The 26,257-nt window shown below is 33.2% G+C and carries 20 protein-coding genes; 9 read left to right on the top strand and 11 right to left on the bottom strand.

What is annotated here, in order from left to right:
- The first annotated feature begins 5 nt into the window (after positions 1 to 5).
- The 3 genes from ACFWV9_RS03335 to ACFWV9_RS03325 are packed head-to-tail and all read left to right on the top strand — an operon-like array spanning position 6 to position 5,571.
- Positions 6 to 2,393: an ABC transporter substrate-binding protein gene (locus ACFWV9_RS03335; protein WP_411893819.1), complete on the top strand. Its 2,388-nt coding sequence runs from the start codon at positions 6 to 8 to the stop codon at positions 2,391 to 2,393.
- A 1-nt stretch (position 2,394) separates the two neighbouring features.
- On the top strand, positions 2,395 to 3,114 hold the full coding sequence (gene recO, locus ACFWV9_RS03330; protein ID WP_411893818.1) for a DNA repair protein RecO: 720 nt from the start codon (positions 2,395 to 2,397) through the stop codon (positions 3,112 to 3,114).
- A gap of 27 nt (positions 3,115 to 3,141) precedes the next feature.
- Positions 3,142 to 5,571 carry a TonB-dependent receptor plug domain-containing protein gene (locus ACFWV9_RS03325; RefSeq protein WP_411894317.1) on the top strand — a complete coding sequence of 810 codons (2,430 nt, stop codon included), beginning with the start codon at positions 3,142 to 3,144 and terminating at the stop codon, positions 5,569 to 5,571.
- Positions 5,572 to 5,618: 47 nt separating this feature from the next.
- Here ACFWV9_RS03325 and ACFWV9_RS03320 read toward each other — a convergent pair whose 3' ends face one another.
- Complete coding sequence (locus ACFWV9_RS03320) at positions 5,619 to 8,006, bottom strand: T9SS type A sorting domain-containing protein (RefSeq protein WP_411893817.1); 2,388 nt, start codon at positions 8,004 to 8,006, stop codon at positions 5,619 to 5,621.
- Between the two features lie 134 nt (positions 8,007 to 8,140).
- Between ACFWV9_RS03320 and ACFWV9_RS03315 the strand changes: the two genes are divergently transcribed.
- Positions 8,141 to 8,566, top strand: coding sequence for a regulatory protein RecX (locus tag ACFWV9_RS03315; RefSeq protein ID WP_411893816.1), 426 nt, complete (start codon positions 8,141 to 8,143; stop codon positions 8,564 to 8,566).
- Between the two features lie 52 nt (positions 8,567 to 8,618).
- Here ACFWV9_RS03315 and ACFWV9_RS03310 read toward each other — a convergent pair whose 3' ends face one another.
- The 5 genes from ACFWV9_RS03310 to ACFWV9_RS03290 form a co-directional block, all read right to left on the bottom strand.
- Positions 8,619 to 9,110 (bottom strand): DUF6646 family protein, encoded by a 492-nt coding sequence (locus ACFWV9_RS03310; RefSeq protein ID WP_411893815.1) that lies wholly within the window; start codon positions 9,108 to 9,110, stop codon positions 8,619 to 8,621.
- Positions 9,111 to 9,171: 61 nt separating this feature from the next.
- Positions 9,172 to 10,032, bottom strand: a complete 861-nt coding sequence (locus tag ACFWV9_RS03305) for a cupin-like domain-containing protein (protein WP_411893814.1) — start codon at positions 10,030 to 10,032, stop codon at positions 9,172 to 9,174.
- Between the two features lie 75 nt (positions 10,033 to 10,107).
- Positions 10,108 to 10,581, bottom strand: a complete 474-nt coding sequence (locus ACFWV9_RS03300) for a hypothetical protein (RefSeq protein WP_411893813.1) — start codon at positions 10,579 to 10,581, stop codon at positions 10,108 to 10,110.
- 53 nt (positions 10,582 to 10,634) lie between these two features.
- Positions 10,635 to 12,461, bottom strand: a complete 1,827-nt coding sequence (locus tag ACFWV9_RS03295) for a TonB-dependent receptor plug domain-containing protein (RefSeq protein WP_411893812.1) — start codon at positions 12,459 to 12,461, stop codon at positions 10,635 to 10,637.
- A gap of 33 nt (positions 12,462 to 12,494) precedes the next feature.
- A complete protein-coding gene (locus ACFWV9_RS03290; protein ID WP_411893811.1) occupies positions 12,495 to 12,908 on the bottom strand; it encodes a DUF2007 domain-containing protein in 414 nt (137 codons plus the stop codon).
- Positions 12,909 to 13,002: 94 nt separating this feature from the next.
- On the opposite strand from ACFWV9_RS03290, the gene ACFWV9_RS03285 reads away from it, so the two are divergent.
- Together ACFWV9_RS03285 and ACFWV9_RS03280 are read left to right on the top strand one after the other, a co-directional pair.
- On the top strand, positions 13,003 to 13,527 hold the full coding sequence (locus ACFWV9_RS03285; protein ID WP_411893810.1) for a DUF2975 domain-containing protein: 525 nt from the start codon (positions 13,003 to 13,005) through the stop codon (positions 13,525 to 13,527).
- A gap of 2 nt (positions 13,528 to 13,529) precedes the next feature.
- On the top strand, positions 13,530 to 13,736 hold the full coding sequence (locus ACFWV9_RS03280; RefSeq protein WP_411893809.1) for a helix-turn-helix domain-containing protein: 207 nt from the start codon (positions 13,530 to 13,532) through the stop codon (positions 13,734 to 13,736).
- Here ACFWV9_RS03280 and ACFWV9_RS03275 read toward each other — a convergent pair whose 3' ends face one another.
- The 3 genes from ACFWV9_RS03275 to ACFWV9_RS03265 are packed head-to-tail and all read right to left on the bottom strand — an operon-like array spanning position 13,737 to position 18,724.
- Positions 13,737 to 14,468 carry an SOS response-associated peptidase gene (locus ACFWV9_RS03275; protein ID WP_411893808.1) on the bottom strand — a complete coding sequence of 244 codons (732 nt, stop codon included), beginning with the start codon at positions 14,466 to 14,468 and terminating at the stop codon, positions 13,737 to 13,739. It abuts the gene before it with no gap.
- A gap of 25 nt (positions 14,469 to 14,493) precedes the next feature.
- Positions 14,494 to 15,711: a DNA polymerase IV gene (dinB, locus tag ACFWV9_RS03270; protein WP_411893807.1), complete on the bottom strand. Its 1,218-nt coding sequence runs from the start codon at positions 15,709 to 15,711 to the stop codon at positions 14,494 to 14,496.
- The gene (locus ACFWV9_RS03265) at positions 15,701 to 18,724 is read right to left on the bottom strand and encodes a DNA polymerase III subunit alpha (RefSeq protein ID WP_411893806.1); all 3,024 of its coding nucleotides are present in this window, start codon (positions 18,722 to 18,724) and stop codon (positions 15,701 to 15,703) included. The genes dinB and ACFWV9_RS03265 overlap by 11 nt, the downstream gene beginning before the upstream one ends.
- Before the next feature lie 76 nt (positions 18,725 to 18,800).
- Here ACFWV9_RS03265 and ACFWV9_RS03260 point away from each other — a divergent pair, with 76 nt between their 5' ends.
- The 3 genes from ACFWV9_RS03260 to ACFWV9_RS03250 all read left to right on the top strand — a co-directional run bounded on the left by ACFWV9_RS03260 (position 18,801) and on the right by ACFWV9_RS03250 (position 23,890).
- Positions 18,801 to 19,565: an XRE family transcriptional regulator gene (locus ACFWV9_RS03260; RefSeq protein WP_411893805.1), complete on the top strand. Its 765-nt coding sequence runs from the start codon at positions 18,801 to 18,803 to the stop codon at positions 19,563 to 19,565.
- A gap of 1 nt (position 19,566) precedes the next feature.
- Positions 19,567 to 20,541 (top strand): Gfo/Idh/MocA family protein, encoded by a 975-nt coding sequence (locus tag ACFWV9_RS03255; protein WP_411893804.1) that lies wholly within the window; start codon positions 19,567 to 19,569, stop codon positions 20,539 to 20,541.
- Positions 20,542 to 20,623: 82 nt separating this feature from the next.
- Positions 20,624 to 23,890, top strand: coding sequence for a VCBS repeat-containing protein (locus ACFWV9_RS03250; RefSeq protein WP_411893803.1), 3,267 nt, complete (start codon positions 20,624 to 20,626; stop codon positions 23,888 to 23,890).
- 456 nt (positions 23,891 to 24,346) lie between these two features.
- Here ACFWV9_RS03250 and ACFWV9_RS03245 read toward each other — a convergent pair whose 3' ends face one another.
- The gene (locus tag ACFWV9_RS03245; protein ID WP_411893802.1) at positions 24,347 to 24,625 is read right to left on the bottom strand and encodes a F0F1 ATP synthase subunit epsilon; all 279 of its coding nucleotides are present in this window, start codon (positions 24,623 to 24,625) and stop codon (positions 24,347 to 24,349) included.
- A 17-nt stretch (positions 24,626 to 24,642) separates the two neighbouring features.
- Entirely contained in the window at positions 24,643 to 26,151 is a 1,509-nt protein-coding gene (gene atpD, locus ACFWV9_RS03240; RefSeq protein ID WP_411893801.1) for a F0F1 ATP synthase subunit beta, read from the bottom strand.
- Positions 26,152 to 26,257 lie beyond the last annotated feature (106 nt).

Below are 26,257 nucleotides of genomic sequence, written 5' to 3'. Positions count from 1 at the left end.
ATTTGATGAATAGAATTGTGATAAGGGTTTTTTTAATAGTGATTTTCTTTTCAAACTATATCTATGCTCAAGAATTTTCTTCACTCTGGGAATCACACTTTTCTTATAATAAAATTGTTGATGTAGTAGCTGGTGAAAATGCTATTTATGCTGCTGCTGAGAATGCTGTTTTTATTTATAATCCTCAAACTACTGAACTTTCAACCATTACCACTGTTGAGGGGTTATCTGGAAGGGATATAACTTCCATTTACTATAGTGATAATTTTCAATACTTATTGATTGGCTACGAAACAGGATTAATAGAGATATATTCAACAATAGACCAAACGGTATTATCGATAGTAGATATTTTAGATAAAGAAAATATTACACCTGAGAGAAAACAAATAAATCATTTCTATGAGCATGAAGGGCTTGTTTATATTTCTACCAATTTTGGTGTTTCTGTCTATGATTTAGAACGTTTAGAATTCGGTGACACATATTTTATTGGGAATGGTGGTACCCAGATAAGGGTTAATCAAGTTTCAGTTTTAGACAATTATGTTTACGTTGCATGTTTGGATGGTAATGGCTTAAAAAGGGCAGATTTAAATAACCCTAATCTTAATGATTTTCAACAGTGGGAAACTGCTTTGGCAGGTAATTTTAGAACTGTCAATACATTGGCTGATAAGGTATATGCTACACGAATGAATAGATTTTTGATTGAGATTGATATAGACGGTTTCACAGATTTGTTTCAATTTGACACATTGCCAATAGATAGTAAGGTAGAAAGCGACAATATTGTATTTACTATGAATAATGAGGTACTTCTCTATGATAGTAATATACAATTGATAAATATTTATCAACCTTCAATAGATTACACATCAAATTTTTCCTCATCAATAATTTTAGGAGATAATATTTATATCGGAACTAATGATTTTGGAGTTATAAGCACTAATATCCAAGATGGGATTAACTATCTTCAATATTTACCAAACGGCCCATCTGAAAACAATATATTTAGATTAAATGCAACTACTGGATCTGTCTGGGCTACATACGGAGAATTTACAGAAGCCTTAAATCCTTTTCCGCTAACATCAAAAGGTATAAGTTATTTATATGACAGTGATTGGTTTAATATTCCATTTGACAGTGTTTTGGGAACTAGAGAATTGAATGAAATTACTCCAAATATCTTTAATCAAAATCAAGTTTTCATAAGTTCTTATATAGATGGAATATTGGAATTGAATGATTTTGCACCGACTATATTGTTGGACGAATCAAATAGTGGTCTAGAAACAATCGTAATTCCTAACAATCCAAACGCCAGTGATATTAGAGTGTCCGCATCTGAATTCGATAATAATGGTTTACTTTGGTCTGTTACTAGTAGAGTAGATAGAGCCTTGAAATCGTATGATCCTGTATCTGGGAATTGGCAAGGATATAGTTTCACAGATTTAATAAATAACGCATTGTCTGATGAAGTTGGATTTTTCGATATGGAAATTGATATTAACGGAACAAAATGGATTGGTGCATACAATAATGGATTATTAGCGTACAACGAGAATATTGGTAGCAATCCATTACGCAATATCAACTCGGAACCACAGAATGTATTGCCTTTCACCAGGTTCACAGCATTGGCATTAGATAACAGAAATCAGTTATGGGTGGGAACGACAAAAGGACTAAGAGTGTTATTTAATACACTAGGATTTTATGATGACCCAAACCCTTCTTTACGATCAATTATCATTCTTGAAGATGGTATCCCTAAAGAATTGCTAGCAGATCAAACTATCACTGACATTAAAGTTGATGGCTCAAATAATAAATGGGTGGGTACGGCAGATTCAGGTGTGTTTTATTTTTCACCTGACGGTCAAAATACAATATATCATTTCACAACAGACAATTCACCCTTACCCTCAAATACGATAAATGATATATCAATTGATTCTGATAATGGAATTATTTATTTTGCTACAACAAGAGGGTTAGTTGCTTTTACCTCGGGAGGATCAGCAACCAAAGAAGATTTGGAGGGAGCATATGTTTATCCAAATCCGGTAAGGCCAGAATATAATATACTTGGCTCTAATGACCTTAATGACATTAATAATGGCATTAAAATTACTGGATTAACTGAACGTGTAAATATAAAAATTACTGATGTTGAAGGTAATTTAGTTGCGGAGGCACAATCAAATGTAAATTTAAGATCATCTCAGGCAAATTATAATTTTGCAATTGATGGCGGAACTGCTATTTGGAATGGTAAAAATCTAGCAAACTCCATAGTTCAGACTGGTGTTTATTTAATTATGATTTCAGATTTAGAATCTTTCGAAACTAAAGTTCTTAAGGTTCTTATTGTTAGATAAAATGCTTAGATCAAATAATTGTATTGTTCTTTCAAAACTAAAGTATCGTGATTACGATTTAATAGTAAAGTGCTATACTGAAGAACACGGTGTAACAAGTTACATTCTAAAAGGGGTTCTAAAGACTAAAAAGAGTCAATCAAAAACTATTTATTTCCAGCCTTTATCTTTACTTCAAGTAGAGGAAAATTATAGACCCAATCAATCTTTACATTTTATAAAAGAAGTTAAGTTTAACTACGTTTTTAAAACTTTGCATACCAATGTTTTTAAAAGCTCAATAGTTTTATTTCTGTCTGAGATATTATCAAATGTATTGAGGGAGGAAGAACAAAATAAAGTTCTTTACAATTATATTTCAATTGCATTTCAGTATTTGGATACAGAAGAAAATTATTCAAATTTTCATTTGTTATTTTTAATTAAGCTAACCAGATATTTAGGTTTTTATCCAGAAAAAACAAATAAAGATTATCCATATTTTAATTTAGACTCAGGAGTTTTTGAAAAATCAGATAAGGGAAAACATTCTATTTCTGGTGAAAATTTAATACTTCTTAAACGTCTTTTGGGCATAAATTTTGATGACCTTAATATGGTGAAAATAAATGCAAAACAAAGACGTGAGTTTTTAAATATGTTATTGCGTTATTTTGAATTACATTTGGAAGGTTTTAAAAAACCTAAGTCATTGCAGGTGCTTAACGACGTATTTCATTAAGCCAAATATTGAAACGATTTAATGCTGATGCTTCTAAAATTGAAATACAATTTTCTAGTTACTCTTATCCTAGTGCTATTTCTTCAAACAATTTCGGCACAAACAATTACAGTTGTTGAAAAAACATCTAATGAGCCTGTTCCTGGTATAGCACTTTATAATTTAAAGAAAACCAAATCCCTCGTAACCGATATAAATGGAAAGGTAGCAGTCGATATTTTTGATATTAATGAGGTGATATTTTTTCAGAATTTTCTTTATGAAAAATTACAAATTAGGAAATCAGAAATAATAGAGAATAACAATATTGTATATATCATTCCCAAAGTTGAAAATTTAAACCAGATTGTTATTTCAGCAACTAAATTTGAACAAGAAAGGAGCGATATTCCACAAACCATTGTAAGTATAGGCGCTGAAGAGGTTGCTTTAGTAAACCCGCAAACAAGTGCGGACTTATTGGAAAATACAGGTAATATATTTATTCAAAAAAGTCAAATGGGTGGTGGTAGCCCAATGATTAGAGGTTTTTCAACTAACAGATTGCTAATAACTGTAGATGGTGTTAGAATGAATAATGCCATTTTTAGAGGAGGTAACGTTCAAAATGTAATTTCAATAGATCCATTGTCAATTAAAAATACCGAAGTTACCTTAGGAGCTGGGTCAGTTGTATACGGTAGTGATGCCATTGGAGGTGTAATGAGTTTCTATACCAAAAAGCCTCAATTATCTTATAAAGATGAAACCTATATTAATGGTAACGCACTTATTAGGTTTGCAAGTGCAAATGACGAAAAAACAGGACATTTTGACTTTAACTTGGGTTATAAAAAATGGGCTTTTTTAACAAATGTGAGCTATACAATTTTTGATGACCTTAGAATGGGAAGCAGAGGACCTAATGAGTATTTAAGAAACCAATATGTCGTTAGAGAGAATGGTGAAGACCTATTAATTAATAACTCAGATCCTCAAATACAAATACCCACAGGGTACAATCAAATTAATCTAATGCAAAAGGTGCGTTATGAACCATCCGATAACTTAAACTTTGATTTTGGTCTATATTTTACAACAACATCAGATTATCCGAGGTATGATCGATTATTAAGACCTTCTGAAGATGGACTTTATTCAGCTGAGTGGGATTATGGTCCTCAACAGTGGTTTATGACCAACTTTCAACTAACCAAAACAAGCAGTAGCTCTAATCTATATGATAAAATACAAACCACTCTGGCTTATCAGAATTTTAAAGAAAGTCGTAAAGTAAGAGATTTTCAATCTTCACTAAGGGAAATACGAGAAGAGGATGTAGACGTTATCTCTTTTAATTTAGACTTAGAAAAATCACTTAGTTCAAAGACTTCGCTGTATTACGGATTAGAATACTTGTTTAATACTATAGGTTCAATCGGTAAAGAAGATAACATAGATACCAATACCAGTGTAAATAATGTTACCCGTTACCCAAACGGATCAACCTGGCAGTCCATTGCAAGTTACGCGAGCTTAAAATATAAACCCAATAGAAAGTTTGTTTTTCAAACAGGATTAAGATTCAACCATGTTATAGCAAAAGCTGATTATACAGAGAATAATGAGTTTTTAAACTTGCCATTTAATGATGCTGAGGTCAATACTGGTGCATTAACTGGTACGGCTGGTATTACATGGTCTCCAAGTAATTTAATTCAGTGGAAATTAAATGCCTCTACCGCGTTTAGAGCACCAAATATTGACGATATAGGCAAGGTATTTGATTCGGAACCAGGCTCGGTTGTTGTCCCGAACAATGATTTAAAAGCTGAATATGCTTATGGTGGTGAGCTTGGTCTAAAACTGAATATTGAGGATAAGGTAATATTAGATTTGGCCACCTATTATACATTTTTGGATAATGCACTTATAAGGAGAGATTTTGATATTAATGGAGAAACAGAAATTATTTATGATGGTGAATCAAGTAATGTTCAGGCTATTCAAAATGCCTCAAAGGCGTGGATTTATGGTTTTGAAGCTGGTTTAGAAGTTAATTTTTCAGAAACTTTAAAATTGAGATCTCAGTATAACGTAATTGGTGGAACCGAAGATAATGAAGGTATTGAAGTACCAGTTAGACATGTTGCACCAAACTTTGGTAGAACACACTTAATATGGAAAAACAATAAACTCCTACTTGATGGTTTTTTGGTTTATAATGGAGCTTTATCATTTGATCAATTAGCACCATCTGAATATTCTAAGGCCTATTTATATGCGGTTGATGAAAATGGCAACCCTTATTCACCTTCTTGGCATACAATTAATTTAAGAGCCCAATATCAGTGGAATAAGAATATAAGTATAACTGCAAGTCTAGAGAATATTACAGACCAAAGATATAGACCTTATTCTTCGGGTATAACAGCACCTGGTAGAAATCTTATTTTAGCATTGAGATATATGCTATAAAAAAAGCCCCATTTTCAAAATGGGGCTTTTTCTTTTTTTTAATATTTCTATAATCTCTTAATAGCTTTCTTCGATATTGTTTGTCCGTTAGACAATGTTACTCTAGCTATATAAACTGATTTATCTAAATTATCTAGATTATAAGTTTCAGATGAATCCTCACCCTTAAGATTATAAACAGTTCTGCCAACTAGGTCTATAATTTGAACATTTGTAATGAAATGATTTGAATTGACTGAAAACCGAACATTGCCGTTTGACAACTCAGTAATTAACAGTGCATTTTCATCAATAATATTTTCGTTTAGAGATAAAGCATCGGCACTAAAAACAATTTTGAATCTATCATTAAATTCACCGATTTCAGAAGTAAATGTATAATCAGATTCCTTAAGGTTGTGAATGTTGCTCAATAAATTATCTATTAAGTAGATGTTGTTATCTGCATAAAATTCACCTTCGAACTGGGCAATTGAAATAGTGAATAATGTCGGTGAATCAATACTTGTATTAAAACCAAGATCAATTATTTCATTTATATCTAAACTATTATAGTTTTTACCTTGAATTACAAACTCATCTTCGCTATTTTCTATAGTAGAATATAAACGTGCATAACTTTGAGATGATGCATTACGTTTTACGTCATAAAAAGTACCATCGTTTCCGTCTGTTGCACCAATCAAGTGCGCAACTGCAATTTGATTAAATACACCGTTATCCGAGGTTAGATTTACCCAAATCACATCTCTATTTGATGACGTTGAACTTGGATTAGTTGTTCGAAAAAATTGAGTATTATTACCAATATCGCGCATTGAATTATTAAAGGTAACGTTTGTTCCACCTAATGCTTCAACAAAAAATCCTTGGCCTGATGGAATATAATCGTTAGGAATTACACCAGAACCACCAGCTGTATTTACTCCACTGGCTGAAATTACGGCGTAGTCTGCACCAGAAAAATTAAATCCTTCATTACCTTGTGCATTTGCATTTAATGGTGTGGCTTGGCTCCATAAATAGATATTATCCACTATACCAGCATTTGTTGAAAAGAATTTATTGGTATCAATCGCACTTGGATATGGATTCCCAATAAAGTTCCAATCATTATAAGCACCACCAGAATTATTTACAATTGCAGGTTGGTAAACTCCGTTATTTAATGGTCCTACGAAAGTAAATTGTTGAGCTGCAGGGAATGGGCCGAATGGACTTGGTGTAGCTGCGTAACCTACTCCAGGTGTCATTACTCCAGAAGCCAGTTGCCATGCGTTGGCATCATCATCTATATCATCTTGCCCAGGGTTATATACTCCTGTATTATCAACTTCTTCAAGTATGTCTATAAAATTATTCGCAACAAAATAGTATCGTCTATTGTTTGGAACTATGGCAAATGCATTTTCGATGGTTTCACCAGTTACGGGAGAACTCCAATAGGTGTAGTCTAGTGAGCCATTTAAAATAGAAGTTTCTTTTTGTACGGTTATAGTACCAGTCGTGGCATTAACACTAGCATCATTTTTTTGAACTATTGCACCTTGAGATTCAAGGATTATGTCTCCATCGGTTGTAATTTCATTTTTTACATTGACAAAAGAGTTATCCGTAATTCTTAGAGTGTTCCCAGCATTTATGGTTAAATCGCAAGCGGTTATGTTACCAAATGCAGTTGTATTATAATCAAAGTCCAAAATGACAGAAGTATTAATGTCTGGCGCACCATTATCCCAACCAGTATTGGTCCATGTGGTCGTTGTAGAACATGCAGAGTAGGTTCCCCAAATTTCAATATTGTCAATTGCGATATCTTCATCGCCTGCATTCATGTTAAAAACAATTTCAATATCTAATAAAGAGCCAGTTAAAGCAATTGATTTGGTAAATTGAGTGAATGTGTCTGTTATTTCAGTTCCATCACCAACATTATTAAAGTCAGTGTCTTCAAATAGTGGGCGATTGAAACCTGTTGCTTGATCAGATTCTAACCAGAGAAGATTAGTATATGTACCTGAATTATCCATATCATAATTAAAATGAATGTATTCATTACTATCCCAGTCTTCATTTCCATCATTTGCGTCATCTTCTGCTAAGTAAACTCTGAATTCTAAATTTTCAAAGCCACTTATATCAATATCATCAATATCTAAGGTGAATGGAGGAGTAGCACCTTCACCATCAATATCTTGAGCTGCAAAATAATAGTTGCCTTGAATGTTATTAAAGTTGACTGATGTACCTATATCAGAACCATTTGTTCTAAGGAAGTAGTCAAATCCAGTACTTGGAACTATATCTGTAAATTCAGTAATACTTGTTGTATAACCTCCTGGGACTTCAAAATTGACTTCTGCAATTTTAACTTGTCCAAATGTAATTCCGAATAGAATTAAGGAAAATGCGAGGGATAGGTAATTTTTTAACATGAGGGTGATATTTAAATTTGGGTACTATAGTATTTATATACCATTGTAAATATGCAAATTAAATTATAAAAATGGCTTATTTTTAAGGTTTGAATCTACAAAAAACATATTCGGTCGACGAAGCGCAGAAAAAGATGGAGAATTTTTGCGCATATCAAGAACGTTGCCACAAGGAAGTAAGATCTAAATTAGTGTCAATGAATATGATACCTCAAGTAATTGACACTATAATTGTACATTTAATTGAGCACAATTATTTAAATGAAGAACGTTTTGCAAAGACCTTTGTAAGAGGTAAATTTAGGATTAAAAAGTGGGGTAAAAATAGATTGAAACGAGAACTGAAATTTAGAGAAATTTCAAAATATAGTATAGATATAGCGCTTAAAGAAATTAATGAAGATGATTATCGTAATACTCTTGATGCACTTGTGAAAAAGCGAATAGCACAAGTTAAAGAAAATAATAAGTACAAAAAACGAAAAAAAGTAGCCGATTATCTCTTGTATCGTGGATGGGAATCTCATCTTATCTATGAAAAGCTTAATGAATATGTATAAAAAAGCCTTTTCAAAATTTTGAAAAGGCTTTTTAAATTTTTATAAATTCATTTTACAAGTTGAAAGAAGCTCCGATGTTAATCGTGAATTGATTATGTAACTCTTCTGCAGGAGTTAAGTCGTCAGTGCTATATTTAGCAAATGGTGTATTTAATTCAGTATATAAACCAAAACCATCTGTAAAGAAATAGCGCATACCTAAATGGCCACCAAAATTTTTAAGACCAAAGCTTAAACCAGGGTAAACATCAAAATTTTCATCGATTGCTAGTACATTTCCAATGTTAGCATTAAAACGTGCTCTAACATCAAAACGATCTTTAAAGTCTGCATCTAATTTATCTTCAACACCTAGTAAATAGGTAGAAGAAAGTCCAAGAGAAATGTTTTCACCAATTCCGTAATCATAAGAAGCATTTAAACCTGTTCCATTGCTCTGAAAGTTTGCGCCAACTTGAAATTTACTGTCATCTTTGCCTTTGAAAGCTTGAGAATTTCCGAATCCGAATGAGATAAGTGCAATTATTAAAACTATTTTTTTCATAAGTAAGTTATTTTAAATCGTTGGCAAATATACAAATCCCTATGAATTAGCATATTAATTGCTAAATAAAACGATTTGTATTTTCAATCGCTTTTTCGTTTTTCCAATCAATCCATTTTTGTCCTTTAAAACGACGCATAACATTATCATAATTACGCATCAAAAAGACGTTGTAGAGTGCTTTACCTAGATTTTTTGGATTCCTGGCAATAGCCCTTAGACTCATTGAGAATCCTGGTGTTATATAACGCATATAGTGCCAGTAACCTTCGGGCATATATAGGACTTCACCATGCTTAAGATCACAAATATAGCCCTCAACATTTTTTAATGCAGGCCATTTTTCAAAATCAGGATTGGCCCAGTCAATATCTTCTCGTGTTATTAATGAATGAGGAATTTTATATAAATATTTATTCTGACTTTGATTAAATAATATGCATTGTTTTTTTCCTTCAAAATGAAAATGAAAAATGTTGGCCAAATCAATATCGTAGTGCATAAAAGTAAAGGAGTCTGTACCACCAAAAAAAAGCATTGGTAAACCTTTCATTAATCGAAGTCCAAAATCTGGAAATTTAAAATCTTTTTGAAGTTGTGGTACTTCCTTTAAAATATTCCAAAGGAAGATTCTAAATTTAGTCGGTTCTCGCTTTAATAGATCAATATATTCACTCATTTTCATAGTAGCATGAGCTTCATTAAAACCATCATTGTAATCTACAGGTCTATCATCATATAATGGAACAGTTTTTTCTCCAGCCACTTCCTTCATGTAGTCTAAACTCCATTTAGAATATGCTGGCCAATCTTCTATGAAACGCTCAATAACCACTGGTTTTTGTGGTTTGAAGTAGTTTTTCAAAAAATCCTCTTTGGAAATGGTTTCAACACGAGGAATTTGTTGTAGGTCTAATTTCAACTTTGAACACATTTAAAAATCAAAGTTAATAAAACGTTCCTAAAACTATAATATTACATTTTCGAATTTTATTGCTTAAAGCCATTTTGATTCTCTTTCTGTAGCGTCAAGAATACCAATATTGAGAAAATTGGCTATTTCATGTGCTTTTTTAAAAGCATCTTCTTTGACATAGGTAGAATAAGCTTCAATTTTCTTGTTTGTATCATAGAATAAATTGAGTCTTATAATTTCTTTAGACACATTGGCTTCTGCAGTTCTAGATCGTAAGGTGGTGTTTTCGTTTGTTTTAAATACGGATACATATTCAATTTCGGGAATAGGTTTCCATGAACCTAAAGAAACACCTAATATTGATTTTGTTTTTCTGTATAATCCCTTTTTAAAATCAAATTCTGACCCTTCAGTCAGCAGAATAAACACACCCATTCCAATTAACAAGAATCCTTTAAAACTAGAAAACAATGAAATAACACCTAATACTAGTGCAAGACTTCCAAGAATAATTTTCCAGATTGGGAGCTTTCGGCTTAGTATAATTTTTTCCATGTGTCGAATATAACTAGATATACCAACTGACTATTGTGGATTTTAATGGGAGGTTAATTAAAATTATACCTAAACCCAAACAAAACATTACTTGGTGGCATAGGTACAAAACCAGTCTCAATATAGTCTGCATTAAATATATTACTCGCCGTAACAGTGAATTCCATTTGTCTTAATCGCATTACTAAAGAGGCATCCCAAACATTATAAGTTTGCCCTGTGGTACGTTCTGCGTATTTGTAAACTATATTTTGACGCACGTTTTTAAATAGTTGTGTACTTAATCTTGTAATATATTGATGTTTTAAGGTATTTAATGAGTAACGTGATAATTCAGGATTTTGGTCTAAAATATCATCTTCTAAAAACGAATATCCAAATGCCAGTGTTTGATTAAATCCATTTAATTTAAAATTGTATGATGCGTCAAATTCCACACCTTTTGTATTTACTTCTCTAATATTTGTGGCTGTAAAAACACCATCCGTTGTATTAGGCCTTATATAATCAATTAAGTTGTCCGCATCTCTATTAAAAACTGCTACAGAAGCTGAGAATTTTGACGAAAAGTACTTAAGACCCAATTCTTGAGCAAAAGCTTCTTCTGGTTCTAAATCTGGATTACCAGAAGTTGCAGGATCACTATAGTATAAATCTGTATAAGTTGGTATTCTGTATGTATAACCAATATTTCCGTATAACCTTAAGTCATCGGATATAGAGTAACCAATGTCAATCCCAGGAAATGCGTTAAAATCAAAATCCGAGAAGTAAGTCATCGCAACACCTGGTGTTATATCTAATTTGTTATCTGCTAGATTGAATTTATGCTCTAAGAAAACTGTCGCCATAAATCTGTTTCTGTTGCCTAAATTATTACTCCGTAAATATATTTTTGATATATCAACACCAAAGCCCGTGACACCTAATTTTGAATTATAGGAAGCATTTGCTTCTGCACCGATTTTATCAGAAATATGAAAATTTCTATAGAATTCAGGTTCAAAACGTCTTAATAAGAATATATCCTGATTACGCTTCCAATAAATTCTAGGCCGAATTTTAAAATTGTTCTTTCTAAAAGTGGTTGTAAATGCAATTAAGCTATTTTGAGTTTCCTCATATTCGTTAAAAGTAGAGTTGGTAGTGTAGAAATTTTCAGCACCAAACTTTCGTTCCATAAAGGTAGCAATCATTTCTATGGCTTGCTTGTCTTTATTAAAGGTACTTTTTACAAAATAATTTGAATTATCGTAGTCAGAATTATTTCTATATCCTGCTGAAGTTACCCTTCCGAAGTGTACAATATGAGACGCATTATCTTGCTCTAAACCAACGGTAACATTCCCGTTAAGTTGACCAAATGAACCAGCTTCTACGTTAGTTGATACCGTATTGTCTAATTTTTTCTTAGTAACAATATTAATGGCTCCAGTAAAGGCATTTTGGCCAAACACTCTAGCGGCTGGGCCTTTTATAATTTCAATACGTTCAATCACTTCTATTGGTAAAGCCGCATTCATTGTATGGTGTCCAGTCTGTGCATCGTCCATTTTAATACCATCTATTAAAAGTAGAGTTTGGTCAAAACCACCACCTCTTATAAATAAATCGGCTTGGCTACCTCCTGTACCACGTCTTCTTATATCTACTCCAGCTACTTGTTGAAGTAAATCAGCAACATTTACTGCGGCACTATTTTTAATGTCTGCTGAAGTTATGATATTTACTGTTCTGGAATTTTCTTTAAAAGGAATATCAATTCTAGTAGAGGTTAAGGTAATAGAATCAAGATCTTGTTGTGGTATTGTTTGTGCATCAATATTATAAATTGCCGAGAGTGCTAATACTACCAGTAATAGTTTCTTATTTAAGCCCATTTTATTAGTTAGTTTGTTGCCGCAAAGGTAGAATTATTTTACAGGAAAACTAGTTTCACAAGCCTCACATTTGTATTGATATCTTGCAGTAAATGGTAATGTGCCTGAGACAAAACCAATTATAAATGAAATCAAGGATTTGAAATCTGAAATGGTAGAATATAATCCTACTTGTTTGGTATGACAATTTGGGCATTTTACAAGATTGCCATCGTCGTCTAAAGAATATGATTTAATAGATTCGAGTATTTCTCGAGCCACTTTTTCATCTTTTGCCAGTACTTTTAGTTTAACACCTCCAATGGCTTGACTTACTAGTGGATCAGTGTCTATAGTAATATTATCTCTTAAGAATACCTCAATGCCATCTGCTTCAAGGCGTCCTTTTATGATTTGGGCTTCAGAAGAGTATTGGTAACGAGCTATAGTTACAAAGGTGTCTTTCATAGTACAAAGATAATATTTGTATTACAGTAAAAATTCAAAAAAATTATTGTTTATCAATAATTATTGTATATTTGTTATCGTAAAACAATAATTTATGAAAGATAATACAACATTATTAACAGTTATAACCTATGCTGTTTTACTAGGTGCAATTTCGGTTCTTTTAAACGATATGCGTGAATTTGATTTTAACCAATTTGAAAGATTTCAAAATTGGGCAAAAACAGCCGATAAAAATGAATCTTGGTTTACATCTAAAAATGCAATTGAATGGAGCTATTATGCTATAAGTGCGGCACTTTTCTTTTGGAGAGGTTATTTAATTTACGCTTTCAGTTATTTCTTATCCATATTAAAAGAAGTTGAAAGTGGTAATTATTTTAGTGATTTGAACATACAGTACTTCAGAAAGATTGGAAATATTTTCATATGGTACACTGTAAATATTCTTATACTAAGGTATTTATTAGCCTCAATTGGAGGTACTACATTTAACTTTCTTAATGAGCTCAAGACAGAATTTACATTTTTAATTCCTGCTGGTTTGGCCTTCTATATATTAGCAGAAATTTTTGAAAAGGGTAAACAAGTAGAAGAAGAAAACGATTTAACCATATAACCATGCCTATAGTTGTAAACTTAGATAAAATGCTTGTTAAGCGTGGTATGAAGAGTAAAGAACTTGCTGAGATTATTGGTATCACTACAGCTAATATGTCAATCTTAAAATCTGGTAAAGCCAAGGCTATTCGGTTTTCGACATTAGAAGCAATCTGTAAGGCCTTAGACTGTCAGCCAAGTGATATTTTAGAATATATTGAGGTTTAATCAAAAAAGGGTGTCCTTTTGCACAGGCTGTACAATATAAGGTTGGTTAGTGTCTATATTCCTTTTGTATAAATCACTACTTACAGGATGTGCGGAAAATGGTTTACTGGTCCTACCAACTGCCATGAGTTCATTTACTTCTGGTATACTCAAACCTTCATCTAACCAGTCTTCAAAATAGTGAGGGTCTAAAACTAATGGCATACGCTTACCTTTATTATGTACTTCCATGAAAAAATCGTTAGCGTCTGTTGTGAGTATGGTTGCGCTTAATGTGGTTTCGTCTATTTCATTATAAAGTCCAGCAAAAAGAAACACATCACCTTTAGGATTTTCATTTGAGGGTTGGTAGCAGAAATAAGGTATCGCTTTACCGTTTTCGTGATGAGGTTCGTAAAACCCATCTGCTAATATTAAACAACGTTTATCTTCTGCGCTATTTCTAAATGATGCTTTATCAAAAATAGATTCTGAACGTGCATTCAAAGTGTTGCTCTTTTTTCTAAACGCTTCAGGGTCGTGTAATGCCCAATCTGGTATAATTCCCCAACTTGCGTCATGGATGGTATTGGGTTCATCCATTTTTATGATTTGAAGATTTCCGTGTGTAAACCCATTAAGATGGTAATAAGGTTTATAGGTTGAGCTTGGATCAAATTTCACAGTAATTTGATTGTGCAGTTCCTTTTCAATCTTTTCACGTTCTTTTCGTAAAGCCGTAGAGTAACACATGATTCTAAGATAGTAATTTTCCTAATTATTGATGCCTATTTGCTAATAGAGGTGGTGGCTCACCTGTAAAAGGATTCCAACGGCTAATGGTTTTAGCTTCCATACCTGCAGCGCTCATTACGGCTCTATCGCCATAGCGCTCGCGCATTTTATCCATAGCTTTACTGAGGTTAAGTTGCATCTCATTGTCTTCAAATATATTTATTTGATGACCACCTTCTACCAAGTGGCTAAAACGTACGCCTATTAAACGTACTAATAATCTACGATTATATAGTTTATTAAATAGGTCCAAAACAACAGGAATAATGTTGTGGTCCATAGCACTATATGGTATACGCTTTTGCTGTGTGTAGGTCTGAAAATCGGAATACCGAATCTTAAACGTAACACAAGCGGTTAATTTATTACCACGACGTAATTGATAGGCTAAATTTTCTGCCATGGCAATAACCAAGCCTTTTAGTTTGTGAACATTGGTTGTATCTTGCCCAAAAGTACGTTCTGTAGATATGGATTTACGTTCGTGATATTGTATCACAGGACTGTTGTCTATGCCATTGGCTTTTTTCCAGATGGATAAACCATTTTTGCCCAACACCTTATGCATTAATTCCATAGGCATGTCTTGTACGGTTTTAATACGTTTTACACCTAGATCGCATAATGCTTTGTAGGTAACATTACCAACCATTGGGATTTTTTTTACTGATAGTGGTGCCAAAAATGGTTTTTCGGTACCTGAAAGAATTCTAATTTCATTGTTAGGTTTTGCTTCACCTGTTGCAATTTTTGAAACGGTTTTATTAAGCGATAAACCAAAAGAAATAGGTAATCCTGTTTCTTTAATAATGCGTTGGCGCAACTCTGAAGCTAGTTTGTGGCAACCAAAAAACTTATCCATTCCGGTGAGGTCTATATAAAACTCATCAACAGAGGTTTTTTCGTAAAGCGGTACGCTTTCTTTAATTACTTCAGTAACATTTTGAGAAAACTTGGTATAAATACCAGAGTTGCCTCTAAGTATAATAGCTTCTGGGCATAGTTGTCTTGCCATACGCATTGGCATTGCAGAGTGTATACCAAATTTTCGTGCTTCGTAACTACAAGACGCTACAACACCTCTGTCACTAGTGCCACCAATGAGTACAGGCTTTCCGTTTAGGCTACTATCTAATAAGCGTTCGCAAGACACAAAAAAAGTGTCTAAATCCATATGTACTATAGAGCGATTAGTGTTCATATTGTGCTTTTAGATCTTTAAAACTTTTCTTTCGTTGAAATGTTGGGTTAGATGAATTTATTGAATAGCGCGGATCTTCAATAACAGCTAAGCGTTCAAACTTGGAAACTTCAATAGATACACAATCAAACTCTATCATTACCTTACCAGTAATTTCATAAACACCTTTTCCTCTAAAAGGATATTTACTGGCAATAGGCGGAAAATGAACGGTATCTATAAAATCACCATCTCTGTCTAAAAATGTACCGAAATACATACGTTTACCCTTTGATGTACTTGTATTTTTAGTGGTGACCAGATAACCTTCAATTTTCACATATTTACCTTCAAGTTGTTCTAAATGTTTGGCGCGTAGTTTACTTGTTGATGGTACTTCTAACAAATGAAATGGATTGCACAATGGAAAACCCAACAGTTCAATTTCATCAAAAGCGTTTTCTAATGCTGTACTTGGTAATTCTGGTGTATTATAGTTAATACGTCTTGTTTTAAACAAGGTAACAACATGTTCTTGTATTACAGTTTTGCTAATCTTTAGGTGTGCTTCCCATAAGAGTTCTCGCTTATTAATATTTGTAAATCGAAACGCGTTGATCTTTATCAAGATGCTAATCTGTTCTATGGAAATAGGAACCCGTTCTATAAAATCGTCAAGGGATTTAAACTTACCATTATGTTTGCGTTCTATAAGGATTCGCTCTGTAGTTCTAGACTCAAAAGATTGTAAAAACATAAATCCTAGATAAATAGTATTGCCTCTAATTATAGCTTGATTGTAAGAGTTGTTAATACATGGCGATTCAATACTGCCATTATGCATTCTGGCTTCATGAACATAGAGTTCTGTACTGTAAAATCCACCAAAATTATTAATGGTAGCTGTCATGTATTCCAGCGGATAGTAGGCTTTTAAAAAGAGACTTTGATAGCTTTCTACAGCGTAAGATGCTGAGTGCCCTTTGGCAAAAGCATAACCAGCAAAACTTTCAATCTGTCGCCATATTTCTGCAGTAAGTTCTAAAGATTTGCCATCGTTTTTACAATTGTCGAAAAACTGCTGTTTTACTTTTAAGAATTCTGCTCTAGATCTAAACTTACCAGACATACCACGACGCAACATATCTGCTTCGCCAAGTGTGAGTCCGCCAAAATAATGCGCTACTTTAATTACATCTTCCTGATACACCATAACACCATAGGTTTCTGGCATAATATCTAATAATACAGCAGGTGCATCCTTTCTTTTTTCTGGGTGACGACAGCGCAAAATGTACTGGCGCATCATACCAGATTTTGAAACACCAGGTCTAATCACAGAACTTGCGGCCACTAAACCAAGGTAATCGTCTACGCGAAGTTTTTTTAAAAGCATACGCATAGCAGGTGATTCCACATAAAAGCAACCGATGGCTTTGGCATTTTTGAGTAAGTATTTTATGCGTTCGTCTTCTTTGAAACGTTTAATATCATGAATATCTACAGGTGGTTGGTTCTGATAGTTTTCATTAATAATTTCTACAGTGTCTTTTATTTTGCCTAGACCGCGTTGACTTAAAATATCGAACTTATACAGGCCAATATCTTCTGCCACAACCATATCAAATTGTGTGGTAGGAAACCCTTTTGGTGGCATAAACGTAGCACCATAATAGTGAATAGGTTTTTCGGAAATTAAAATACCGCCTGCATGTATACCCAAATAGTTAGGGAATCCTTCAATATATTGGCTGTATTTAAGCACAAATAATGATAATCTATCAAGCTGTTTGATATTAAATCTTCCTCTTGTTAGCATATCCATTTCAGACTTTGGTAATCCAAATACCTTTCCTAATTCTCTAACAGAAGCTCTAAACTTAAAGGTGTTGTACACTGTTATAAGTGCTGTATACTTAAAGGTTTTAAAGATGAATCTGGTGATATCGTCTCTATCTTTCCATGAGAAATCAATATCAAAATCTGGTGGGTTTTGTCTAAATAGATTAATAAAGCGCTCAAAGTACAAGTCGAGCTCAATAGGGTCTACATCTGTAATGCGCAGTAAGTATGCGATGATACTATTAGCGCCACTACCACGACCCACATAGTAATAGTCTTTACTACGCGCATATTCTAAGATCTTCCAGTTGATTAAAAAGTAAGACACAAAGCCTTTTTGCTTTATGATACTCAACTCTTTTTCTATACGGTTATATATTTTAGAATCCACACTGTTTCCATAGCGGTAGGGAATACCTTCATAGGTTAGTTTTTCTAAAAGCTGATAATCAGAATCGGCATTTTCTGAGAGGAACCGTTGATTTTTTGGAATAGGATTTTCAAAATCAAATGAAATTGAGCAATCATCAAGTAATTGTTCTGTGTTGCTGATGAGACTAGGAAATTCATTATACATTCCACATAGTTCATCATAAGGCAACATTTTGTCGTCTTCATTACCTTCTTCAGATTTAGGAAGCTTACTCAATAAAGTATTATTATCAATAGCACGCAATAAACGATGTGTGTTAAACCCTTTTTTATTTTGAAAAGACACTGTTTTAAGGACCACTAATTTTTCGCGATGCTTATTCCATTTAGAGAATTTTAGTTGGTTGAGGTCTTTGGGTGCAATGCCTAAAAACTCATTAGGTTTTAGCTTAAAATCTTTCCCTTTTTGGTAAGGGTATACTACAAAACAATCCTTTAAAATAACTTCGGGCCGTTCAGGGATTTTTAAATCGTGATTATGTAGAAATTTAGACAGATAATCATTTATATTCTGAAAACCTTGGTTGTTTTTTGCAATTAAAATAAACTCTTGATATGCCTTGTTTCTAAAGTCTACACCAAGAACCGGTTTTACCTTATATTTTTTAGATAAACGAACAATATCTAAACAAGCTGAGGTGGTATTAATATCTGTAAGCGCTAAAGTTTGCACGCCATTTTCTGAAGCAATGGCAAGTAGTTGTTCAGGTTTTATGGTGCCGTAACGCAGGCTGTAATATGTGTGACAGTTTAAATACATGGGATTAACAAAATTAGCTACTATTTGTAGTATATATTGCTTATATTTGTAGCAAATGATGTTAAAATTGCCTTGAATGAAACCTATACAATCTAATATTAAGCACCTCAGAGCTTTAAAGAAATTGTCTCAAGAACACTTTGCAGACGACTTGGGATGGTCACGTTCTATGGTTGGGTCTTATGAAGAGGGAAGAAGCGAACCACCTATTGAGCGCTTAATAGATCTATCTAACTATTTTAATATTCCTATAGATATTTTGGTGCGTAAAGATTTGCGTAAAGCGAAGGATACCTCATTTATAGAAGTAGGGAATAAGCGTGTGTTATTTCCTGTAACCGTAAATGAAGATAATGAAGACCTCATTGAAATTATTCCGGCAAAAGCTTCAGCAGGCTATTTATCTGGTTATGACGATCCGGAATATATAGAACAACTTCAAAAAATTAAGTTACCGTTTCTACCCACAGGAACGCACAGAGCATTTCCTATTAAAGGAGATTCTATGTTGCCTGTTAAAGATGGCGCGTTTATAGTCGCAAAGTTTGTTGAAGACATTAATGATGTTAAAAATGGCAGAACTTACATTGTTTTAACCAAGGATGATGGTTTAGTCTATAAACGTGTCTACAATACTGATGATAACAATGCACTATTGCTAAGTTCAGATAATAAAGCTTATAAACCATATTTAGTTTTTAAAGAGAGTATATTAGAGCTTTGGGAATTTACCTGCTGTATCAATACCCAAGAGTATGATGAAAAGGAATTGAAGCTTAGTAGTATAATGACCATGTTTCAAGAGCTTAAAGTGGAGTTAGAAGCCGTAAAACAGCTATAATATGAAGCAAGCAGTAAAATGGGGAATTATAGGCTGTGGTGATGTTACCGAAATAAAGAGTGGTCCAGCCTACAAAATGACTGAAGGTTTTGATCTAGTCGCCGTAATGCGAAGAAGCTTAGAGTTAGCTAAAGACTATGCTGAACGACATGGCGTACCACGTTTTTACAATGATGCCGATAGGTTGATTAATGACACTGAAGTTGATGCCGTTTATATAGCTACACCACCTGACACACATCATTATTATGCCTTAAAAGTAGCAGAAGCCAGGAAAATATGTTGCATTGAAAAACCAATGGCGCCAACCCATCTAGAGTGTCAAGAAATACAAGCCGTATTTGAAAAACAAAACCTACCGTTATTTGTAGCGTATTACCGTAGGTCATTACCTAGATTCAATAAAGTAAAGTCACTTTTAGAAGAGCAAGTAATTGGTGATGTAAGGCATGTCAGTTGGTATTTAAGTCGTACACCTAGCGATATGGATAAATCTGAAGTTTATAATTGGAGGACTGATGCTAAAATAGCATCTGCTGGTTATTTCGACGATTTAGCAAGTCACGGCTTAGACTTATTTATATATTTATTGGGCGTTATAAAAAGTGCAAATGGGATATCAGCAAATCAACAAAATTTGTACAGTGCAAAAGATGTTATTTCAGGATCGTGGGAACATGAGTCCGGAGTTCTAGGAACTGGTATGTGGAGTTTTGGAACTTATAGTAGAGAAGATAGTGTTAGGATTATTGGTAGTAAGGGTGAAATTTCCTTCTCTGTTTTTGGTGAAGATCCAATTAGTATAATAACTAAAGATGAATTAGAACAAGTAGTTATTGAGAACCCAAAGCATATTCAACAGTATCATGTTGAAAATATGGCAAAGCATTTAAATTCAGATTTTCAACATCCTTCAACAGGTGCAACTGCAACTGATACAGCTTGGGTAATGGATAAAATTTTAGGTAAATTATAGTATCAAAAAGTTGGTTTTAATCTGAAATATCACAATCTTAATTAGTTAAAAAGTACTTAACTTCGTGATTTATGAACTTGTAATGAGAGACAACAGATACTTCATATTCTTTTTAATCCTCTGTCTTAATTGTAAGGAGAACATACTTCCTTATAATGATGAGACAAATACCTTGTTTACTACAATACCGTCAAGTCACTCAAATGTTGATTTTATCAACAAGGTTAAAGAAACTGTTGATTTTAATTTTTTAAACTACAGTTACATCTATAATGGCGGAGGAGTTGCCGTGGGAGACATAAATAATGATGGCTTTGAGGATATTTATTTTACTTCTAATCAAGAATCAAATAAGCTGTATTTAAACAAAGGAAATTTTGTGTTTGAAGATATTACTGAAGACGCAGGAGTTACAGATGATGAAGGTTGGTCTACTGGAGTTACAATGATAGACATAAATAATGACGGTTGGTTAGATATTTATGTCTGTAAATCAGGTTCTATTCAAAACAGAAAGGCAAGACAAAACAAGTTATTTATTAATCAAAAGAACAACACGTTTAAAGAAGAGGCCCTAAAATTTGGCCTTAAGGACTACAGTTTTTCAACCCAAGCCTATTTTTTAGATTATGATAAAGATGGTGACTTAGATATGTATCTTGTTAATCACAGTCTTGATGCTAACAAAGATCTGTACTTAGAGCCACAGAATTTACCTAATATAACTAAAGATGATATTGATCGCTTATTTCAAAATAATAATGGTATTTATAAAGATGTCACAAAATCAGCCGGGATTTCTCAACAAAAAGCTTGGGGATTAAGTGCTTCCATTGGAGACTTTAATAATGATACATGGCCAGATATCTATGTAGCCAATGATTTTTTTGAACCAGACTTTCTATACATCAATAACCAAGATGGAACTTTTACCAATTCAGTCTTAGACGCCTTTAAACATATTTCTAATAACAGCATGGGCTCAGACTTTGCAGATATCAATAATGATTTATTACCTGATCTTATAGTTTTAGACATGTTAGCATCAGACAGAAAACGTGGAAAAGAAAATATGGCATCAATGGACATAGACAGGTTTAACCGCATGGTTAACCAAGGCTATCATCATCAATATATGTCTAATATGCTACAGTTGAATAATGGAGATAATACCTTTAGTGAAATTGGTCAACTTTCCGGAATAGCAAAAACAGACTGGAGTTGGGCACCTCTAATTGCAGATTTTGATAACGATGGTTATAATGATGTGTTCATTACAAACGGAATTGAAAAGGATATTGCTAATCAGGATTTCAGAAGGACAATGTTGCAAAAAGATCTTAGAAATAACAAAGAAGAAAGATTTAGAGAAGCCCAAGAGCTAATACCTTCAGCTAAATTGTCTAATTATATCTTTACAAATAATAGAGATTATACCTTTAGTGATAGATCTTCTGAATATGGTTTTAGTGCAAAATTGAATTCCAATGGTGCCACTTATACCGACTTAGATAATGATGGTGATTTGGATTTGGTATTGAACAATCAATCTGATGAAGCGTCTATTTATCGTAATAATTCTAATTCTAACTATCTAAATATTGACTTAAGAGGACCTGAAAATAATATCAATGGAATTGGGGCTAGAATAGAACTTTATGCAAAAGACACCAAGCAATTCAGAGAGATTTTTGTAACGAGAGGCTACCAGTCCTCGGTGAGTTATGATGCGAATTTTGGACTTGGTGAGTCTCAATATATTGACAGCCTTAAAGTTATATGGCCAGATAATAAATCTCAAACTCAAACTAATATAGATTCTAACCAAAAGTTGACACTAGACTATTCAGATGCCATTGAAATTAAAAAATTTAAGACTAACAAAATCAAATTGTTTAAGTCTATTTCACCTATGGAATTGGGAATTGATTATATGCATAGGTCAGTTGATTTTAATGATTATGATCTACAATTGTTATTACCGCAAAAACAATCTACAATAGATAATGCTCTTGCAGTTGCAGATGTTAATAATGATGGATTAGATGATTTTTTTGTAGGAAATACTATGGGTTACCCTGCTCATATGTACATACAAAATAGAGAAGGTATGTTTGATAAAAGCAATCAGAAATTATTTGAAAGCGATAAAGCCTATAATGATAATAATGCTATATTTTTAGATGCCGATAACGACAATGATTTAGATTTATACGTAGCTTCAGGCAATTATGGCCAGGACGGAAATAGTAGCTTACTACAAGATAGACTGTATATGAACGACGGAAAAGGAAACTTTACAAAAGGAAAGCTTCCTAAAATGTTAACCGTAACAAAAGCAATAGCGGTATCTGATATAGATAAGGATGGTGATATGGATTTGTTTATTGGTGGCCGAGTGGTTTCAGGTAAATATCCAGAAGCACCAAATTCCTTTTTATTAGAGAATAGAAATGGAAATTTTATTGATGTGACATCAAAATATGCAGAAGAATCGAATAATCTTGGATTAGTTAATGATGCTGTGTTTTCAGATTACGATAATGATGGAGATCAAGACCTAATTGTGGTAGGGGAGTGGTTACCAATAACTTTTTTCGCTAATAGAGAAGGTGTTTTTAATAAGGTTAAAATGGCATCAAACACAAAATCGGGTTGGTTTCAAACCATCAAAGCCATAGATTATGATAATGATGGTGACGACGATTATTTTGTTGGTAATTATGGTGAGAATAATAAATTCCACCCAACAGAAGATAAACCATTGCACATTTATGCTAATTATTTCGACGATAATGAAAGCTACGATATAGCATTGAGTAAAGAATATAATGGTGAATTATTTCCTGTTAGAGGGAAGGAATGTTCATCGCAACAAACCCCATTTCTAAATGAAAAAATAGGCACTTATATGGAATTTGCCAATTCGAACATTATAGATGTATATGGTAAAGATAATATAGAGACTGCCTTGCATCTTGAAGCCTCAACCTTCAGTTCTTATTACCTAAAAAACAACGGTGAGGGTAATTTTGAATTTATACCATTACCTGTTGAAGCACAGTTTGGCCCAACCTTGGATTATGGATTTGTTGATTTAAACAATGATAATAGTCCTGAAGTTATAGGACTAGGTGATATATATGATGCAGAGGTTGAAACTGTGCGATACGATGCTTCTAAAGGTTATATTTTAACTCAGAATGGTGATAGTATTTTTACTTATAGTGACTTAATAAATATTAGCGATAATGAAGCGAAAGCTATTGAAATCATCATTATTAATGGCAAGAACCATCTCTTAATACTATGTACTGATCGAAACCTTAGTGTTTTAGAAATTAAATAAAATACATCCATACTAGTTTTGAAGATCTATAAAAAATCTAAAATTCATTTAGGATCTATACTGTGTTTTTATAATTACAGATGCCATTAAGTTCTGTAAGAAAATTCTAAATAATTGAAAATCAAATAAATAAATTTACAAAAGTTAAGAAAAAGTTAAATAAAATTATTATATTGTAGCAACTAACCAATCAATTATTTTCATGGGAGCATTAAATCAGGATTTCCGGTACCCAAAGTCTTTTCAATTTTTTATAGCATTAATATTTACGTTATTCTTAACTTTTTTTGTATATACAGTTGCCTCGGTGATTGGTGTATTTGACACAGAAATCTATTCTTATACGGTATCTGATATTGCATCTGTACCTCGGTATTAAAAAAGGTAAGACTGTTAAATAAAAAATGCGAAGTGTTCACTTCGCATTTTTTAATTTATATAAACTACTAATTATTCTTAATCAGCTAGAACAATTAGTTTATTATCTTTCATTTCTATTGTCCCAGAATTGATCGCTAACCAAACACCTCTATCAGATTTTGTGAATTTGTCTTCAACTTCTTCTTCCAATTGAATGTTACTGCCAGCAACCTTTACATGCCCTTCTTTAAGAATGGATACTATAGGTGCGTGATCTTTTAACATTTCAAACTCACCATTAACACCAGGAACAGTAACAGAATCTACTTCTCCACTAAAAAGTGTTGCTTCAGGTGATACAATTTCTAAATACATAATTCTGAAAGTTTATGTTAAGCTTCAGCGAGCATTTTTTCACCAGCTTCTATAGCTTCTTCAATAGAACCTTTAAGGTTAAATGCTGCTTCTGGTAAGTGATCTAATTCACCATCCATAATCATGTTAAAACCTTTGATAGTTTCTTTAATATCTACTAACACACCTGGTATACCTGTAAACTGCTCTGCTACGTGGAATGGTTGTGATAAGAAACGCTGAACTCGTCTTGCTCTACCCACGGCTAGTTTATCTTCTTCAGATAATTCTTCCATACCAAGGATAGCAATAATATCTTGTAATTCTTTATAACGCTGTAATAACTCTTTTACACGTTGGGCGCAATCATAATGATCATCTCCAAGAATGTCAGCCGTTAAAATTCTTGATGTAGAATCTAATGGATCCACCGCAGGATAAATACCTAACTCGGCAATCTTACGAGATAATACTGTTGTTGCATCTAAGTGAGCAAAAGTTGTCGCAGGAGCAGGATCCGTTAAATCATCCGCAGGTACATATACCGCTTGTACAGATGTAATAGAACCTTTTTTAGTTGAAGTAATACGCTCTTGCATAGCACCCATCTCAGTTGCTAACGTAGGTTGGTAACCTACCGCAGATGGCATACGACCTAGTAATGCAGATACCTCAGAACCAGCTTGTGTAAAACGGAAGATATTATCTACGAAGAATAATACATCTTTTCCTTGTCCGTCACCAGCACCATCTCGGAAATATTCTGCTATAGTTAAACCAGATAAGGCTACACGCGCACGCGCTCCAGGAGGCTCATTCATCTGACCGAAAACGAATGTTGCTTTTGATTCTTTCATAGCAGCCTTGTCAACCTTCTTAAGATCCCATCCACCTTCTTCCATAGAATGCATGAAATCATCACCGTATTTGATAATACCAGATTCTAACATCTCACGAAGTAAATCGTTACCTTCACGTGTTCTTTCACCAACACCTGCAAATACAGAAAGACCACCATGACCTTTTGCAATATTGTTAATCAACTCCTGAATTAATACTGTTTTACCTACACCAGCACCACCGAATAGACCAATTTTACCACCTTTAGCGTATGGCTCAATCAAGTCAATTACTTTAATACCTGTAAATAAAACCTCAGTTGAAGTTGATAAATCTTCAAATTTTGGAGCCTGTCTATGAATAGGAAGCCCATCTTTTTCAGTTTTTGGTAAATCACCTAATCCATCAATAGCATCACCAATAACATTGAACAGACGTCCATATACATCTTCTCCAATTGGCATTTGGATTGGTACACCAGTTGCAACAACTTCTGTTCCTCTACTTAAACCATCTGAAGAATCCATCGCTATAGTTCTTACTGTATCTTCACCAATGTGAGATTGTACCTCTAAGACTAGAGTAGAACCATCTGGTCTTGCTATTTCTAATGAATCATAAATCTTTGGAAGTTCTGAACCAGTAGCGAATTCAACATCGATAACCGGACCTACAATTTGTGCAACTTTACCTGTAACTTTTGACATTACTTAACTGTTTTTGTTATGCTTTAATTTAATTCTGAAAAATATTGTGTTTTTCGCGCTGCAAAGATATAGTTTTATTTAAAAAAACAGTTCAATTTTATATAAA

Origin of the sequence: Winogradskyella sp. A2 (genome assembly GCF_046762865.1) — a bacterium.
In the GTDB taxonomy this organism is placed as follows: Bacteria; Bacteroidota; Bacteroidia; order Flavobacteriales; family Flavobacteriaceae; genus Winogradskyella.
Note: the sequence above shows the minus strand (reverse complement) of the source record. Positions and strands in the feature narration are given on the sequence as shown.